Here is a 14,532-nt window from a genome sequence, read left to right as displayed (position 1 = left end):
GCCCTCTCCCGCCCGAACTGTCGAATGTGACGTTCGTCCTCCTTTCAACGGTACCAGACAAGTCAATTCGCCATGGCTGCGCATGTTGTGCGGCAGGAGTTCTATCTATGAAGAAGCAAGTTATCGAATATGCAGGCGTTCCCGTCGGGATCGTCATTCCCGATGAAGACCGGCTGAAGTTCATCGCCGTGAAATTTCATGTCCACGACCTCGACGAGCAGCGTTTCGGCTCGCCGGACGAGGTGCGGCTGGCCATCCATGACCTGATGACCCGCCGTCATCCGAAGCCGCTTCATGCCTGAGGGCATGAGGCCGCGATCAGCATTCGCGGCTTTTCCCGATGTCCGACCGGTCCCGCCAAATGGGGCCGGTCTTGTTTTTTGAGGGCATTACAGCGCCGCGGGTCTTTATCAGACGCGCAAAGGACGCTGTAACACTTTGAATTGCTGCATAATTTTACCCTTAAATCGATTCCGATTTAAGGAATTATGCAGTACAGTCCTACCGGCCACCTTTCCGTGATAAGGATCCGCCCTTGCCCGATCTTCTCAACCTCATCACCGACATCGAAGGCGTTTCCGTCGGCCATGCAACCGACCTTGCGCTCGGTTCCGGCGTCACGGTCATCGTTTTCGACGAACCGGCCGTCGCATCCGGCACGGTGCTCGGCGGTGCGCCAGGCGGGCGCGACACCGGCCTGCTCGATCCGTCGATGACCGTCAATGCCGTTGATGCCTTCGTGCTTTCCGGCGGCTCGGCCTTCGGGCTGGATGCCGCCGGCGGCGTGCAGGCGGGCCTGCGCGAACTCGGCCGCGGCTTTGCCGTCGGGTCGGTGCGCATTCCGATCGTGCCGCAGGCGATCCTGATGGACCTGCTGAACGGCGGCGACAAGGATTGGGGCCTTCACTCGCCCTATCGCGACATGGGTTATACGGCACTGCAGGCCGCGGCCAAGGGCACATTCGCGCTCGGCACGACAGGTGCCGGGACGGGAGCGACGACGGCCACCGTCAAGGGCGGGCTCGGCTCGGCCAGCGCCGTCAGCAGCGCCGGGCATCGTGTCGCGGCGATCGTCGCCGTCAATGCGCTCGGTTCGGCAACGATCGGCGACGGGCCGCATTTCTGGGCGGCACCCTTTGAAAAAGACGCGGAATTCGGCGGGCTCGGCATGCCTGATGTGGCCGACCACCGGATGCGGCTCAAGGGCATGAACACGCCGGCAACGACGATCGGCGCAGTGGTGACCGATGCGCAGCTGACAAAGACCGAGGCGCACCGGCTATCGCTTGCCGGCCATGACGGGTTTGCCAGGGCACTACTGCCGGCGCACCTGCCGCTCGATGGCGATACCGTCTTTGCCGCTTCGACGGCCCAGCATCGAAGAGACGACATGGCAAGCCTGATGGAGCTGTGCCACCTTGCGACCCTCGTCATGGCGCGGGCAATCGCCCGAGGGGTCTACGCTGCGACCGCGCTGCCGGTCGAGGGCGCGCAAAAGGCGTGGCGCGACCGCTATGCGAGCAGCAGCTGATTGAATAGGGTCAGACTCTCTACAGATCCAATATGCCGAATGGCGGAGAGACGTGAATGCAGATCCGGGCGCTGATGTATTTCGACGAGCTGGTCAGGACCAATTCGATGCGCCAGGCGGCCGAGAACCTCAATGTCGCGCCGACGGCGATCAGCCGGCAGATCGAGAACCTCGAATATCATTTTGGCGCGCCGCTCGTCGAACGCAGCGCCCGCGGCGTCAAGCTGACGGCCGCCGGCGAGCTGCTTGCCGCCCGCGCCGGCCGGACCCTGCGCGAGCTCGATCATGTGCAGCAGTTGATCGAAGACCTGAAGGGCCTGCAGCGCGGCCGTGTCAGCATCTATGCCAATGGCGCCACCGTCGCCAATCTGTTGGCGCCTGCGCTTGCCGAATTCAGCCTGAAATATCCAAAACTGCGTTTTAACGTGACGATCACCAGCGCGCGGCAGGCGGTCGATGCCGTCAACAGCGCCGAGGCGGATATTGCGGTGACGCTTTTTGCGCCACCGATGTCCGGCACCAAGGTGCGGCTGCGCTCCGAGATCGCCTATGATCTCATTGCCACGCCGCAGCATCCGGCGGCAGCACTTTCCGAGATCTCGCTGAGGACGCTTGCCGACTATGCATTGGCGCTACCGGACCAATCCTTCGGCTTCCGCCAGGCCTTCGACGCGCTGTTCGAGAAGGAAGGGCTGAGCCTCGATCCCGTCTTCGTCACCAGCTCGCTCGAAATGCTGAAGGAACTGGTGCTCAGCGGGGCTGCGGTCACTTTGCTACCGGCGCTGACCGTCCGCCGCGAGATCGAGGCGGGTCAGCTCCTTGCCATTCCGCTGGCCGGCAAAACCGGCATCCGCACCCATGTCGATCTCTGCGTCGCCCCGGATCGTCAACTATCCTTCGCCGCAACGAAACTGCTCGACTTCATCGAGAGGTTCATGCGCGAGCGCACGAACCGCCGGGCCGGTGTGAAAGACTGACGCTTCGAGCTTGCATCGCGCGCGGATTTACGGTGTAGCTTTTTCGGCTACACTGAGCACACAAAATCGTCATTGTGTGTGCACTGGCATAGTGTCACTCTATTCGCAAATAGGCCTTCGTCATCGACGCGCGGCCAGACAAGGGAACATGATGATCAAGCTTTCGTTTGCGCCTTCAGCGCGTTTCGCCCGGCGGCTTTCGCTCGGTGCCGCGCTTTCGGCCGGCCTGGTGATGACGGCGATGACGCCGGCGGAGGCGGCGAAGACCACCCTCAATCTCGGCATGAGCGTCGAGCCGACCGGTCTCGACCCGACGATCGCGGCACCCGTCGCAATCGGCCAGGTGACCTGGCAAAACGTGTTCGAGGGGCTGGTGACGATCGACCAGGCCGGTAAGATCCAGCCGCAGCTGGCGAAAAGCTGGGACATCTCTCCCGATGGCCTGACCTATACGTTCAGGCTGCAGACCGGGGTCAAATTTCATGACGGCGAGGCCTTCGATGCCGCGAGCGCCAAGTTTTCGCTCGACCGCGCCCGCGGCGCCGATTCCGTCAATCCGCAGAAGCGCTTCTTCGCCTCGATCGCCTCGATCGATACCCCTGATGCCGAAACGCTGGTGCTGCATCTCTCGGCCCCGACCGGCAGCCTGATCTACTGGCTCGGCTGGCCAGCCTCGGTGATGGTCGCACCGAAGACGGCTGCCGACGACAAGACGACACCTGTTGGCACCGGTCCCTTCAAATTCGTCAGCTGGGCAAAAGGCGACAAGGTCGAACTCGCCAGGAATGCCGATTACTGGAACAAGGATGCGGCCGCCAAGCTCGACAAGGTGACCTTCCGCTTCATTGCCGATCCGCAGGCGCAGGCGGCTGCACTCAAATCCGGTGATCTCGATGCCTTTCCGGAATTTGCCGCACCCGAGCTGATGAGTTCTTTCGACGGCGATGCGAGGCTCGTCACCAAGATCGGCAATACCGAACTCAAGGTCGTTGCCGGCATGAACACTGCCAAGAAGCCTTTCGACGACAAACGCGTCCGCCAGGCGCTGATGATGGCGATCGACCGCAAGACGGTAATCGACGGCGCATGGTCCGGCCTCGGCACACCGATCGGCAGCCACTACACGCCGAACGATCCGGGCTATCAGGACATGACAGGCGTGCTGCCCTATGACGTCGAGAAGGCGAAAGCGTTGCTTGCCGAAGCCGGCTACCCCAACGGCTTCACCTTCACGATCAAATCGCCGCAGATGGCCTATGCGCCGCGCAGCGCTCAGGTGATGCAGGCGATGTTTGCCGAGATCGGCGTAACGATGAATATCGAGCCGACGGAATTTCCAGCGAAGTGGGTCCAGGACATCATGAAGGACCGCAACTTCGACATGACGATCGTTGCCCATGCCGAACCGCTCGATATCGACATCTATGCCCGTGATCCCTATTATTTCAATTACAAGAACCCCGCTTTCAACGCGCTGATGAAGAAGGTCCAGGAGACGACCGATCCCGCCGCGCAGAATGCGATCTATGGCGAAGCGCAGAAGATCCTCGCCGAGGACGTGCCGGCGCTCTACCTCTTCGTCATGCCGAAACTCGGCGTCTGGGACAAAAAGCTGAAGGGCCTGTGGGAGAACGAGCCGATCCCTTCCAACGTGCTGTCTGGTGTTTCCTGGGACGAGTAACAAAGGTAGGCCGGGCCGGGATGGTTGGCACGCCGTGGGCCTTGGAGAGATCCGACATGCATTTGATCGATGTAGTGCGCAGCCCTCTCCATTCCCCACCAAACCAGTTCAGCCCGGGCCGACATTGTTTGGTTTCGCTGGCGGGTAGCATTCCTGCCACGAACGCCTGCACAGTGAATGGCTCCTTCCGCCCGCCCCGTTCTCCGTCATGCTCGGCCTTGAGCCGAGCATCCACACCCCATCCACCAGCAGCCGCGGCATGGATCCTCGGCTCAAGGCCGAGGATGACGGAGAGTGGGGTCGGCGTTCTAGCCAAACTCACCGTCGGTGCGTCGGGTGGTAGCAGCCGCGCCACATCGAAAGCGTGGCACGCATGATCCCACTCCTCGCCCGCCGCTTCGCCGGTCTCATCGTCACGCTCGTCGTCGTCTCGCTGCTGATCTTCGCCGTTATGGACCTTCTGCCCGGCGATCCCGCCTCGATCATGCTCGGCACCTCGGCAACACCGGAAACCCTTGCAGCGCTCCGTCACAGTCTCGGCCTCGACCAGCCGCTGTTGATGCGCTACGGGCAATGGTTGGCCGGCGTGCTCTCCGGCGATCTCGGCAATTCGCTCACCTATGGCGTACCGGTCGCGGGTTTGATCGTCGAGCGGCTGGCGGTAACGCTGCCGCTGGCGCTGATGGCGATCGTGCTTTCGGTGGCGATTGCCCTGCCGCTCGGCGTGCTGGCCGCCTCGCGCCGCGGCGGTGTCTTCGACGTCATCGCGACGCTGTTTTCGCAGATCAGCATCGCCGTGCCCGCCTTCTGGGTGGCGCTGCTGTTGATCATCCTGTTTTCGACGATGCTCGGGCTGATGCCGGCCGGCGGTTTCCCGGGCTGGAGCGCCGGCCTGCAGCCCGCATTGCAGGCGCTGGTTATGCCCGCCGTCGCGCTGGCGATGCCGCAGGCGGGCGTGTTGACGCGGGTGGCGCGCTCGGCGGTGCTTGACACGATGCATGAGGATTTTGCCCGTACCGCGGTCGCCAAGGGGCTGTCACGCAGTGCGGTGCTGTGGCGCCATATCGTGCCGAATGCGCTGATCCCGATCCTGACGATGATCGGGTTGCAATTCACCTTTCTCGTCGCCGGCGCGGTACTGGTGGAAAACGTCTTCAACCTGCCTGGCCTCGGGCGGCTCGCCCTTCAGGCGCTCTCTCAGCGCGACATCATCGTCATGCAGGATGTCGTGCTGTTCTTCGCAGGCCTCGTCATCGTGATGAATTTCATTGTCGATCTCTCCTACCTGGCGATCGATCCCAGGATGAGAAAGGCGGCCTGACGCATGGCACCGATCGTGTCCACCGCCATTATCAGCCGCCGCCGGGTCTTTAGACTTAGCCGGCGAATGAACCTGATTTCGGGGGTCGTCATCATTGGCCTGCTCACCGCCGTGGCACTGCTGTCGCTGGTCTGGACGCCGCTGCCGCCGGCGAAAATGCAGATCATTCATAAATTGCAGCCGCCGCTTGCCTTCGGCCTGCTCGGCACGGACCAGTTCGGCCGCGATGTGCTTTCGATGCTGATGGCGGGATGCTGGAATTCACTATCGATCGCCATCACAGCGGTTGCGATCGGCGGGACGCTCGGCTCAATCGCCGGCATTTCGGCAGCGGCGATCCGCGGTCCCTTCGAGGCGTTGCTGATGCGCATCTGCGACGTCATCTTCGCGCTGCCACCGATCCTGTCGGCCATGGTGCTTGGCGCCTTTCTCGGGCCAGGGCGGTTCACCGCGATCACCGCGATCGCCGTCTTCATGATCCCGGTCTTTGCCCGGGTGACGCTTGCGACCTCGCTGCAGGCCTGGAGCCGCGACTATGTGACGGCGGCGCGCGCCATCGGCAATACCCGCCTGACCATTTCGCTGCGCCATGTGCTGCCGAATATCATCAGCCAGATCATCGTGCACGGCGCGATCCAGCTGGGGCTGGCGATCCTCACCGAAGCGGGTCTCAGCTTCCTCGGGCTCGGCATGGCGCCGCCGGCGCCGACCTGGGGCCGGATGCTTGCCGATGCGCAAACCTATCTGGCGCTCGCCCCCTGGCTGGCGATCCTGCCCGGCCTTGCCATCGCGCTCACCGTCTTCGGCTTCAACATGCTCGGCGACGGTCTGCGCGATCTGCTCGACCCGCGCGAGGCAAGCCGCTGATGTTCTCCCAAGATGAAACGCCCGAAAGACCATGCCATGATCGAAACCGACCTTACCATTCGCGAACTCAGGCAGCACTTCGCCGATAAAAGCCTCTCCCCCCTCGAATACTGGCTCGCCCTCGAAGACCATATCGCCGCCTGGGAACCGTCGATTGCGGCGCTCTACCTCTACGATCGGGAATTGGCGCGCGCCCAGGCGAAAGCGTCGACGGAGCGCTGGGCGAAGGGAGAAACGCTGGGTGCCCTCGACGGCATCCCGGTGACGCTGAAAGAGCTCATCGCCACAAAGGGCCAGCCGGTGCCATCAGGCACGAGGGCAGTGGAACTCAAACCCGCGGACGCGGATGCGCCGGCCGCCGCCCGTCTTCGGGAAGACGGCGCGGTGATCTTCGCCAAGACCACCTGCCCCGATTACGGCATGTTGTCCTCCGGCCTTTCGAGCTTTCATCCTCTCAGCCGCAATCCCTGGGACATCACGCAGAATCCGGGCGGATCGAGCGCTGGGGCTTCCGCAGCGGCGGCGGCCGGTTATGGACCACTGCATATCGGCACCGATATCGGCGGTTCGGTGCGCCTTCCCGCCGGCTGGACCGGCATCTTCGGCTTCAAACCGAGCCATGGGCGTGTTCCAGCCGATCCCTATTATGTCGGGCGCTGCGTCGGACCGATGGCGCGCACCGTCGAGGATGCGGCCTTTTCGATGGCGACGCTGTCACGGCCAGACTGGCGCGACGGCACCAGCCTGCCGCCGAACGATTTCAACTGGATGGATCTCGATATCGACCTGTCAGGCATGAAGATCGGGCTGATGCTCGATGCCGGCTGCGGGCTTGCGGTGGACGACGAGATCAGGGCCGCGGTCGAAACGGCGGCGAAACAGTTCGAGGCGGCCGGCGCGACCATTCTATCGGTCCAGCCGGTGCTGACACGCGCCATGCTGGATGGGCTCGACAATTTCTGGCGATCCCGGCTGTGGGGCGATATCGCCGAACTCGACGATAACAGGCGCGACAGCATCCTGCCCTATATCAGGGATTGGGCGATGGGCGGCGCCGACATCAGCGGTGTCGATGCGGTCAGGGGCTTCAATCAGACGATCGAGATGCGCAAGAGCTGCGGACGGCTGTTTACCGAGATCGACGCCCTGCTTTCGCCGACCAATCCGATCATCTCCTATCCGGCCGAATGGGCATCGCCGACCAACGATCCGGCCCTGCCGTTCGAGCATATCGGTTTCACGGTGCCGTGGAACATGTCGGAGCAGCCGGCCGCCTCGATCAATTGCGGTTTCTCCCGCTCGGGCATGCCGATCGGGTTGCAGATCGTCGGGCCGCGTTTCGACGACATGCGGGTGCTGAGACTGTCGAAAGCTTTCGAGGACAGGACGGGCGGAGTGAGATCCTGGCCGCAGCCTCCGATCGGCTGATCAGCTGATCGGGCGGCGATAGCCGGTCGGTTGCTCGTAGAGCCAGCCGATGCGCTCGACCGCGGCCGCGAAATTCTCGCGCGCCACCGTCATGCTATGGCCGTTGGCGTGCAGAATGGTTTCCGGATCTTCGAAGACGGCGACATGACCCTTCCAGAATACCAGGTCGCCACGGCGGAGTTCGGATCGATCGATCGGCTGGCCGAGGCCTGCCGCCTGCATATCGGTATCGCGTGGCGCAGCTCTGCCCGTCATCAGCATCGCCAGCTGGACGAGGCCAGAGCAATCGATGCCGAGGCCGGAACGCCCGCCCCAGAGATAGGGCGTTTCCAGGAAACGGGCGACGACCTCCACGTAATCGGCGCCGTCGAGAGCGCCGATCGGCTGGACATGCTTGGCGAAGATCGCCGTTCCGTCCTCGAGCACGACATAGCGATTGCCGCGCGCTTCCGCCTCGCCGGCGACATGAACGCGACTTCCCATCGACAGGATCGCCTGGTGGGGCTTGCGCAGTTCCGGTTCGGGATAGAGGAAGCTGCGCTGGACGGTGACGATATGGGTGGGCGCCGGCCGGCCTTCCAAGAGCGCGTCCGCCGCGACATAACCGACATAGCCGTCCGAGGCGGCTTTCACCCAGCACCAGCCACCGGCACGATCGAAAACCGTCACGTCCTCGCCGAGAAGCATTTCGGTATCGATGCCGCGGGCAAGGTCCGGTTCGGGACGCAAGGCCACGACCGGGACGGCGACGCGGGCCGGGGCGCCTTCCGTAAAACGCGACGCCTCGACCTTGCCTTCGAGCCCCGCTTCCGCGAGATCAGACCTATAGGCATGCAGGCGGCGGTCGAGCATCGTCATTCGCATTCCTTTCAGATCGGCAACCGGCGGGCCTGATCTCGGATGAGATCGCCGAGCTTTTCCAGATAAAGCGCACCGCCGACAGTGCGCTTGATGATCACATTGCGCCGGTCGGCATCGTCGCGCACACGATCGACCAGGCCCATCTCGCCCATCGTATCCAAGGCACGGGTAATGACCGGCTTGGTGACCTCAAGCGTGGCGGCAAGCCCGCGCACGGTGTGCGGCGGCGGCACCAGATAAATATGCAGCAGGATCGCCATCTGGCGCAACGTCAAATCGCGGTCGTCGTGGCGGACCTGATCGAGCGCCACGCCATGCCAGAGCCCCAGCGCCTGCGAGGCGGTCAGTTCGATCGGCACGGCCCCTCCGGAAGATCGTTACGCTAACGTTCCATTTTCCGGCAGTTGCCATGCACATGCAAGGGGCGGCAGAAATTGCCGCCCGGCAAGGTGAATAAAATTTTAACGATCGGCAGCGAGGCGCAGCGCGTGAACAGGGATCATGCGATGCGCCTCAGCGACGCGCTTTAACATGGCGTCAGCGCAGGCTCTCGCGGATATGGTGAAAGAGCGCGCGGATTGCTTGTGCTTCGCCACCGCCTGGCGAATGCGGCCGTTCGGACTGGGCCCAGCCGTAAATGTCGAAATGCGCCCAGCTCTTCGCCTTGCTGACGAAACGCTTCAGGAAGAGGGCGGCGGTGATCGCCCCTGCCATGCCGCCGGCCGGTGCGTTGGTGAGGTCGGCGAACTTGGTGCGGATATCCTTTTCGTAGCCGGAATAGAGCGGCAGGCGCCAGATCGGATCGTCGGTTTCCAGGCTCGCTTCGGTGAGGTCATGCGCCAGATTGGCGTCATCGGTGAAGAAAGGCGGAAGATCCGGACCAAGGGCAACGCGGGCGGCGCCGGTCAGCGTCGCCATGTCGATCAACAGTTCTGGCTCTTCCTCGTCGGCATAGGCAAGCGCATCGGCAAGGATCAAACGGCCTTCGGCGTCGGTATTGTCGATCTGGACGGTCAGGCCCTTGCGGCTCCGGTAGATGTCGCCGGGCCGGAAGGCATTGGACGAGATCGCGTTTTCGACGACCGGAACGATAACGCGCAGGTCGACCTTCAGCTTGGCGTCCATGATCATCAAGGCAAGCCCCATGACATTCGCCGCGCCGCCCATGTCCTTCTTCATCAGCAGCATGGAAGCGGCGGGCTTGATGTCGAGACCGCCGGTATCGAAGCAGACGCCCTTGCCGACAAGCGTCACCTTGCGATGGCCCTTCTTGCCCCAGCGCAGCTCGAGAAGGCGCGGCGCATCGGCGCTGGCGCGGCCGACGGTATGGACCAGCGGGAAATTCTGTTTGAGCAGGTCGTCGCCCGTAATAACCGATATCTCCGCCTTGTAATGCCCGGCCAGGCCGCGGAAAACAGCCTCGAGCTGGTTCGGACCCATGTCGTTCGTCGGCGTATTGATGAGGTCGCGGGCGAGAAAGACGCCGGCGAGCTGGCGCTTGATGTCGGCGGCGTCGGCATCGCGGGGGATCATCAGCGTCGCCGCCGGCGATTTTTCGGATTTGTAACGGTCGAAACGGTAGCTGCCGAGGCCAAAGCCGAGGGCCAGGCGATTTGCCGTCAGCGGCGCGGTCTCGATGTGCCAGTCGCCGGCCGGCAGCGCACGGGCGAGCCTGCCGGTGATGTAAGGCTGCTCGGATGGATTGGTGCCGAGGCCGTAAAGCGCGCCGCCGAGATGGCCTTCGGCCGTCGGGATCAGCAGCAGCGACCCGCTTTCGGCCTTGTAGCCTGCCCTGCGCGCCCAATCGAGCGCGATCGGATCGATCGTGCCGGTCTCGATATGGGCAGGCGTGACGGCAAAGATCGGCAGCGTCAAACCGCCCTTCGTGTTGAAAGGGCTCGGTCTCTCGATGAACTGATAGGGGGCCATGATTGTCCTTCGGCGGTCGCAGGGAATCGTTCCTTAACGGTCTGTTAGGGTTAACAGACTATTGCTGGAGCGAAGATTACGCGTCAAACCTTTCCCTGTTCCGCTTCGAGGTCAGGCGCCGATTTCGGAATCCAGGAACGCGCCATGCCTGCCTCGCTCACCACCACATTCACCAATCGTATCCTGCAGGGCGCTGCGGCATCGCTGCTCGTCTTGGCACTTGCCGGTTGCTCGACGACCAAGGACCGGATGACAACGGGCTCGGTGCCGAAACTCACCAAGCCGGTCGAAGAGATGGACGCGACCGAGCTGCGCTCGGCAACGGACCGGCTCGGCCAGGCCTATGAAAAGAACCCGCGCGATCCCGTCACCGGCGTCAACTACGCCAATCTACTGCGCATGAACGGCCGCGATACGCAGGCGCTCGCCGTTATGCAGCAGGTGGCGATCGCCAATCCCGGCGACCGCAACGTGCTGGCCGCCTACGGCAAGGCACAGGCGGCGGCCGGCCAGTTCCAGCAGGCGCTCGACACGATCGGCCGCGCCCAGACGCCGGATCGTCCGGACTGGAAGCTGATCTCGGCCCAAGGCGCGATCCTCGACCAGATGGGCCGGGCAAGCGATGCCCGGCAGCGCTACCGCGACGCGCTCGACATCCAGCCGAACGAGCCCTCCATCCTTTCCAACCTCGGCATGTCCTATGTGCTGACCGGCGATCTGCGCACGGCCGAAACCTATCTGCGCTCCGCCGCCAGCCAGCCGACCGCCGGCAGCCGCGTCAGGCAGAACCTTGCCCTCGTCGTGGGCCTGCAGGGGCGTTTCCCGGAAGCCGAGCAGATCGCCCGGCGCGAACTTTCGCCGCAACAGGCCGATGCCAATGTCGCCTATCTCAGAGGCATGCTCTCGCAGCAGAATTCCTGGCAGAAACTCGCCGCCAAGGACAAGACGCCGCAGCTAGCCGGCGACAGCAACACCAATTGACCGAATCATATTGTCGAAAAGGCTTACGGCTTCGGAGAGATCATGTGTAATTTAAAGAATTAGAGCATGATGTCGTCCGAAAACCGCGCACGCTTTTCGGCATCATGCTTTAGCGGGCGCTCAGGCCCGAAAGAATGAGACGCAAACCTAGGCCGCCCATGACGGCACCGGCGGCCCGGTCGATCCAGCCCTTGGCGGCAAGATAGAGACGCCGCGGATGGCGGGCCGAAAAGGCGAAGGCCACGATCGAATACCACCCGGCCTCCACGGCAAAGACGCCGAGCGGCAGCGCGACGATGAGATCGAGCGGCACCGTTCTCGGCAGAAGTGCCGCAAAGAGGCTGGCATAGACAATGATGGTTTTCGGGTTGCTGAGCTGGGTCAGCAGGGCGGTCGTGAAGCTCAATCTCAGTGCGCGGTTGCCGTTGACGGCGTCAGAGACTTCGAGCGGCTGACCGGCGCTCCTCCAGATATTGACCGCGATATAAACGAGATAGGCGCCGCCTGCGACCTTCAGCAGGACATAGAGCCATTCGAACTGAGACAGCAGCGCCGTCAGCCCGGCAAGCGCCAGCACGGCAAAAACGACACCGCCGGCGCCCATGCCGAGCGCGGCCGCAAGGCCATCCAGCCTCGAACGCGAGATGGCGATCCTGGAGACGACGACGAAGCTCGGGCCGGGGCTCATCGCGCCGACCGCCAGGGCTGCCATGATGCTGATGAAAATGCCGGCAGAAGACATCGGAGACCTCTCTTTTGGGTTGAACGAGCGCCAGGGGCACTGCGGCTGCATCCGCGCGCTTGCCAATGGTCGTCCATCCCATTTACCAGCTATGCCGGCGGCGGTCACGCGTGTTTGAAGGCCGCGATCGGCCGACGGCCCTTGAGGCAACAGCGTCTCTGCCGAAAGCGGCATCCGCTTTCCGGGGCCGGCGTAATCGTCAGAACTTGTCTGCCACCTGAATGCCGGCCGGACCGAGAATGACGGCGATCAGCACCGGCAGGAAAAACAGGATCATCGGCACCGTCAGTTTCGGCGGCAGCGCGGCCGCCTTCTTTTCCGCCTCGTTCATACGCTCGTCGCGTCCTTCCTGGGCGAGAACGCGCAACGCCTGCGCGACCGGCGTGCCGTAGCGATCGGCCTGGATCAGCGCCTGCGTCACCGAGCGTACCAGCTCGATCTGGGTGCGCGTGGCAAGATTTTCGAGCGCTACGCGGCGATCCGGCAGGAAGGAGAGCTCGGCCGTGGTCAGCACCATCTCCTCGGCAAGCGCCGGCGACTGCTCGCCGAGTTCTTCCGACACACGGCGCATCGCGGCCTCGATCGAGATGCCGGATTCGACGCAGATCAGCATCAGGTCCAGCGCATCCGGCCAGGCGCGCTTGATCGAGTGCTGGCGCTTGCCCATGCGGTTGGAGATATAAATGTTCGGTGCGTAGAAGCCGAGATAACCGACGCCGATGACGGCAAAGAGGCGGATCGGCGTGCCCTTTTCGGCGAGATTGCCGAGACCGAAGACCCAGAAGGCAGCAAGCGCCAGGAAAAGGAAAGGCAGCAGGAAACGCGCCACGAGGAAGCTATTCAGCGCATTCTCCGAACGGAAACCGGCGGCACGCAGCTTGTTGACCGTGTTTTCGTCGACCAGCGCCTTGCGCAGGTTGAAGCGCTCGACGATCTGACGGACCGAGCGGTTGTTCTGGCTCCTGAGCGAGGCCTTGCCGGCGCCGGTTTCCGTGTTCATGCGCGCGCGTTCGCGGGCACGGATCTGCTCGCGCTCTGTGGAAACGGCCTTCATGCGCTTGTTGAGATCGCCGCGCTCGAAGAAGGGAACAGCGATCGTATAAAAAGTAGCGAAGACGGCAATCGCCACGAAAAGTGCGATCAGCATGCTCGGATTGGTGAGCGTTGCGGCAAGGTCGTGCGACATGGTGCTTCCTTCCGGCTAGATATCAAAACTGACCATTTTGCGCATGACGAAAATGCCGATCGACATCCAGATTGCCGAGAAACCCATGATGAAATGGCCACGCGGATCGGTGAAAAGGATCATCATGTAGCTCGGCGAGGTGAGGTAGACGAGGGTCGCGACGATGAAGGGCAGAGCGCCTATGATGTATGCCGACGCCTTGGCTTCCATCGAGAGCGCGGTAACCTTGGCCTTCATCTTCCTGCGATCACGCAGGACCTTGGAGAGGTTGCCGATCGCTTCCGACAGATTGCCGCCGGCCTGCGACTGGATGGCGATGACGATGGCGAAGAAATTGACTTCCTGGAGCGGCATGTGGATCGTCATGCGGGCGCAGGCATCGGAAATGCTGAGACCCACCTGCTGCGCTTCAATGACCCGCCGGAACTCGCTCTTGACCGGCTCGGTGCCCTCGGTTGCGATAAGACGGATCGCATCATTGAGTGGCAAGCCCGATTTGATCGAGCGGATGATGACGTCAAGTGCATTGGGCAGCTCGTTGAGAAACTTGTTCTGGCGGCGCTTGATCTGGAAGCCGATGACCCAGCGCGGCAGGCCGAGACCGGCGACGACGGCGACACCGACCATGACCATCCACGATACACCAACGATGAAGGCCACGAGCAGCAGCACGGAGGCGAAGATGGCGCTGACGAGATAGAATTTCGCCACCGTGATCGTCAGGCCGGCCTGCACCAGCCGGGATTTCATCGACAGGCTCTTCTTGGTCTTTTCGTGCTGACGCTTTTCCAGGTCCTTCAGGTTGTCCTGCACCGACTTGCGGCGCTTCGACAGCTCCTGCACCCGGTCGCGGGCAGCCTTGACCTTGACACGGTCGCTTTCGGCCGACTTGACGCGGTTGATGCGGCTTGCCGATTTCTTGTCAGTCTCGATCCGGGAAAACAAAAAGGCATAGGACACCGCGCCCGCGGAGACGGCGGCCAGGACGACGATTGCCAACACTATCGGATCGAACCCGAACATCTCGC

General features: G+C 62.9%; 14 protein-coding genes. 8 read left to right on the top strand and 6 right to left on the bottom strand.

Annotated features, from left to right (window positions below; all coding sequences use genetic code 11):
* The first annotated feature begins 107 nt into the window (after positions 1-107).
* The 7 genes from GFM02_RS26110 (at position 108) to GFM02_RS26080 (ending at position 7,805) form a co-directional block, all read left to right on the top strand.
* Positions 108-302, top strand: a complete 195-nt coding sequence (locus GFM02_RS26110) for a hypothetical protein (protein ID WP_003544544.1) — start codon at positions 108-110, stop codon at positions 300-302.
* A 233-nt stretch (positions 303-535) separates the two neighbouring features.
* Positions 536-1,531, top strand: coding sequence for a P1 family peptidase (locus GFM02_RS26105; RefSeq protein ID WP_168268060.1), 996 nt, complete (start codon positions 536-538; stop codon positions 1,529-1,531).
* A gap of 56 nt (positions 1,532-1,587) precedes the next feature.
* Positions 1,588-2,508, top strand: a complete 921-nt coding sequence (locus GFM02_RS26100; protein WP_168304698.1) for a LysR family transcriptional regulator — start codon at positions 1,588-1,590, stop codon at positions 2,506-2,508.
* Positions 2,509-2,659: 151 nt separating this feature from the next.
* Positions 2,660-4,189 carry an ABC transporter substrate-binding protein gene (locus GFM02_RS26095; protein WP_205930468.1) on the top strand — a complete coding sequence of 510 codons (1,530 nt, stop codon included), beginning with the start codon at positions 2,660-2,662 and terminating at the stop codon, positions 4,187-4,189.
* 373 nt (positions 4,190-4,562) lie between these two features.
* A complete protein-coding gene (locus tag GFM02_RS26090) occupies positions 4,563-5,510 on the top strand; it encodes an ABC transporter permease (RefSeq protein WP_168323219.1) in 948 nt (315 codons plus the stop codon).
* A 3-nt stretch (positions 5,511-5,513) separates the two neighbouring features.
* Positions 5,514-6,377 (top strand): ABC transporter permease, encoded by an 864-nt coding sequence (locus GFM02_RS26085; protein ID WP_163878946.1) that lies wholly within the window; start codon positions 5,514-5,516, stop codon positions 6,375-6,377.
* Positions 6,378-6,413: 36 nt separating this feature from the next.
* Entirely contained in the window at positions 6,414-7,805 is a 1,392-nt protein-coding gene (locus GFM02_RS26080) for an amidase (protein WP_168323218.1), read from the top strand.
* On the opposite strand, the gene GFM02_RS26075 is transcribed toward GFM02_RS26080, so the two are convergent.
* The 3 genes from GFM02_RS26075 to GFM02_RS26065 all read right to left on the bottom strand — a co-directional run bounded on the left by GFM02_RS26075 (position 7,806) and on the right by GFM02_RS26065 (position 10,595).
* Positions 7,806-8,663, bottom strand: coding sequence for an NlpC/P60 family protein (locus GFM02_RS26075; RefSeq protein ID WP_168323217.1), 858 nt, complete (start codon positions 8,661-8,663; stop codon positions 7,806-7,808).
* An 11-nt stretch (positions 8,664-8,674) separates the two neighbouring features.
* A complete protein-coding gene (locus GFM02_RS26070) occupies positions 8,675-9,025 on the bottom strand; it encodes a MarR family transcriptional regulator (RefSeq protein WP_027669177.1) in 351 nt (116 codons plus the stop codon).
* Between the two features lie 178 nt (positions 9,026-9,203).
* Positions 9,204-10,595, bottom strand: a complete 1,392-nt coding sequence (locus GFM02_RS26065; RefSeq protein ID WP_168323216.1) for a leucyl aminopeptidase family protein — start codon at positions 10,593-10,595, stop codon at positions 9,204-9,206.
* A 144-nt stretch (positions 10,596-10,739) separates the two neighbouring features.
* Here GFM02_RS26065 and GFM02_RS26060 point away from each other — a divergent pair, with 144 nt between their 5' ends.
* Positions 10,740-11,576, top strand: coding sequence for a tetratricopeptide repeat protein (locus tag GFM02_RS26060; RefSeq protein ID WP_168323215.1), 837 nt, complete (start codon positions 10,740-10,742; stop codon positions 11,574-11,576).
* Between the two features lie 109 nt (positions 11,577-11,685).
* Here the strand turns inward: GFM02_RS26060 and GFM02_RS26055 are convergent, their stop codons facing one another.
* The 3 genes from GFM02_RS26055 to GFM02_RS26045 form a co-directional block, all read right to left on the bottom strand.
* Positions 11,686-12,318, bottom strand: coding sequence for a LysE family translocator (locus GFM02_RS26055; protein WP_072640004.1), 633 nt, complete (start codon positions 12,316-12,318; stop codon positions 11,686-11,688).
* Positions 12,319-12,517: 199 nt separating this feature from the next.
* Complete coding sequence (locus GFM02_RS26050) at positions 12,518-13,504, bottom strand: type II secretion system F family protein (protein ID WP_168323214.1); 987 nt, start codon at positions 13,502-13,504, stop codon at positions 12,518-12,520.
* 15 nt (positions 13,505-13,519) lie between these two features.
* On the bottom strand, positions 13,520-14,527 hold the full coding sequence (locus tag GFM02_RS26045) for a type II secretion system F family protein (protein ID WP_168323213.1): 1,008 nt from the start codon (positions 14,525-14,527) through the stop codon (positions 13,520-13,522).
* Positions 14,528-14,532 lie beyond the last annotated feature (5 nt).

The organism is Rhizobium leguminosarum bv. viciae (assembly GCF_012276115.1).
GTDB lineage: Bacteria > Pseudomonadota > Alphaproteobacteria > Rhizobiales > Rhizobiaceae > Rhizobium > Rhizobium leguminosarum_T.
This window is presented reverse-complemented; position numbering and strand designations above follow the sequence as displayed.

Bases quoted from the DNA above. Each gene is read 5' to 3' on its own strand.
- GFM02_RS26085 (WP_163878946.1), top strand. From the start codon at position 5,514: ATGGCACCGATCGTGTCCACCGCCATTATCAGCCGCCGCCGGGTCTTT.
- GFM02_RS26075 (WP_168323217.1), bottom strand. From the start codon at position 8,663: ATGACGATGCTCGACCGCCGCCTGCATGCCTATAGGTCTGATCTCGCG.
- GFM02_RS26110 (WP_003544544.1), top strand. From the start codon at position 108: ATGAAGAAGCAAGTTATCGAATATGCAGGCGTTCCCGTCGGGATCGTC.
- GFM02_RS26060 (WP_168323215.1), top strand. From the start codon at position 10,740: ATGCCTGCCTCGCTCACCACCACATTCACCAATCGTATCCTGCAGGGC.
- GFM02_RS26065 (WP_168323216.1), bottom strand. From the start codon at position 10,595: ATGGCCCCCTATCAGTTCATCGAGAGACCGAGCCCTTTCAACACGAAG.
- GFM02_RS26080 (WP_168323218.1), top strand. From the start codon at position 6,414: ATGATCGAAACCGACCTTACCATTCGCGAACTCAGGCAGCACTTCGCC.
- GFM02_RS26090 (WP_168323219.1), top strand. From the start codon at position 4,563: ATGATCCCACTCCTCGCCCGCCGCTTCGCCGGTCTCATCGTCACGCTC.
- GFM02_RS26050 (WP_168323214.1), bottom strand. From the start codon at position 13,504: ATGTCGCACGACCTTGCCGCAACGCTCACCAATCCGAGCATGCTGATC.
- GFM02_RS26045 (WP_168323213.1), bottom strand. From the start codon at position 14,527: ATGTTCGGGTTCGATCCGATAGTGTTGGCAATCGTCGTCCTGGCCGCC.
- GFM02_RS26055 (WP_072640004.1), bottom strand. From the start codon at position 12,318: ATGTCTTCTGCCGGCATTTTCATCAGCATCATGGCAGCCCTGGCGGTC.
- GFM02_RS26100 (WP_168304698.1), top strand. From the start codon at position 1,588: ATGCAGATCCGGGCGCTGATGTATTTCGACGAGCTGGTCAGGACCAAT.
- GFM02_RS26095 (WP_205930468.1), top strand. From the start codon at position 2,660: ATGATCAAGCTTTCGTTTGCGCCTTCAGCGCGTTTCGCCCGGCGGCTT.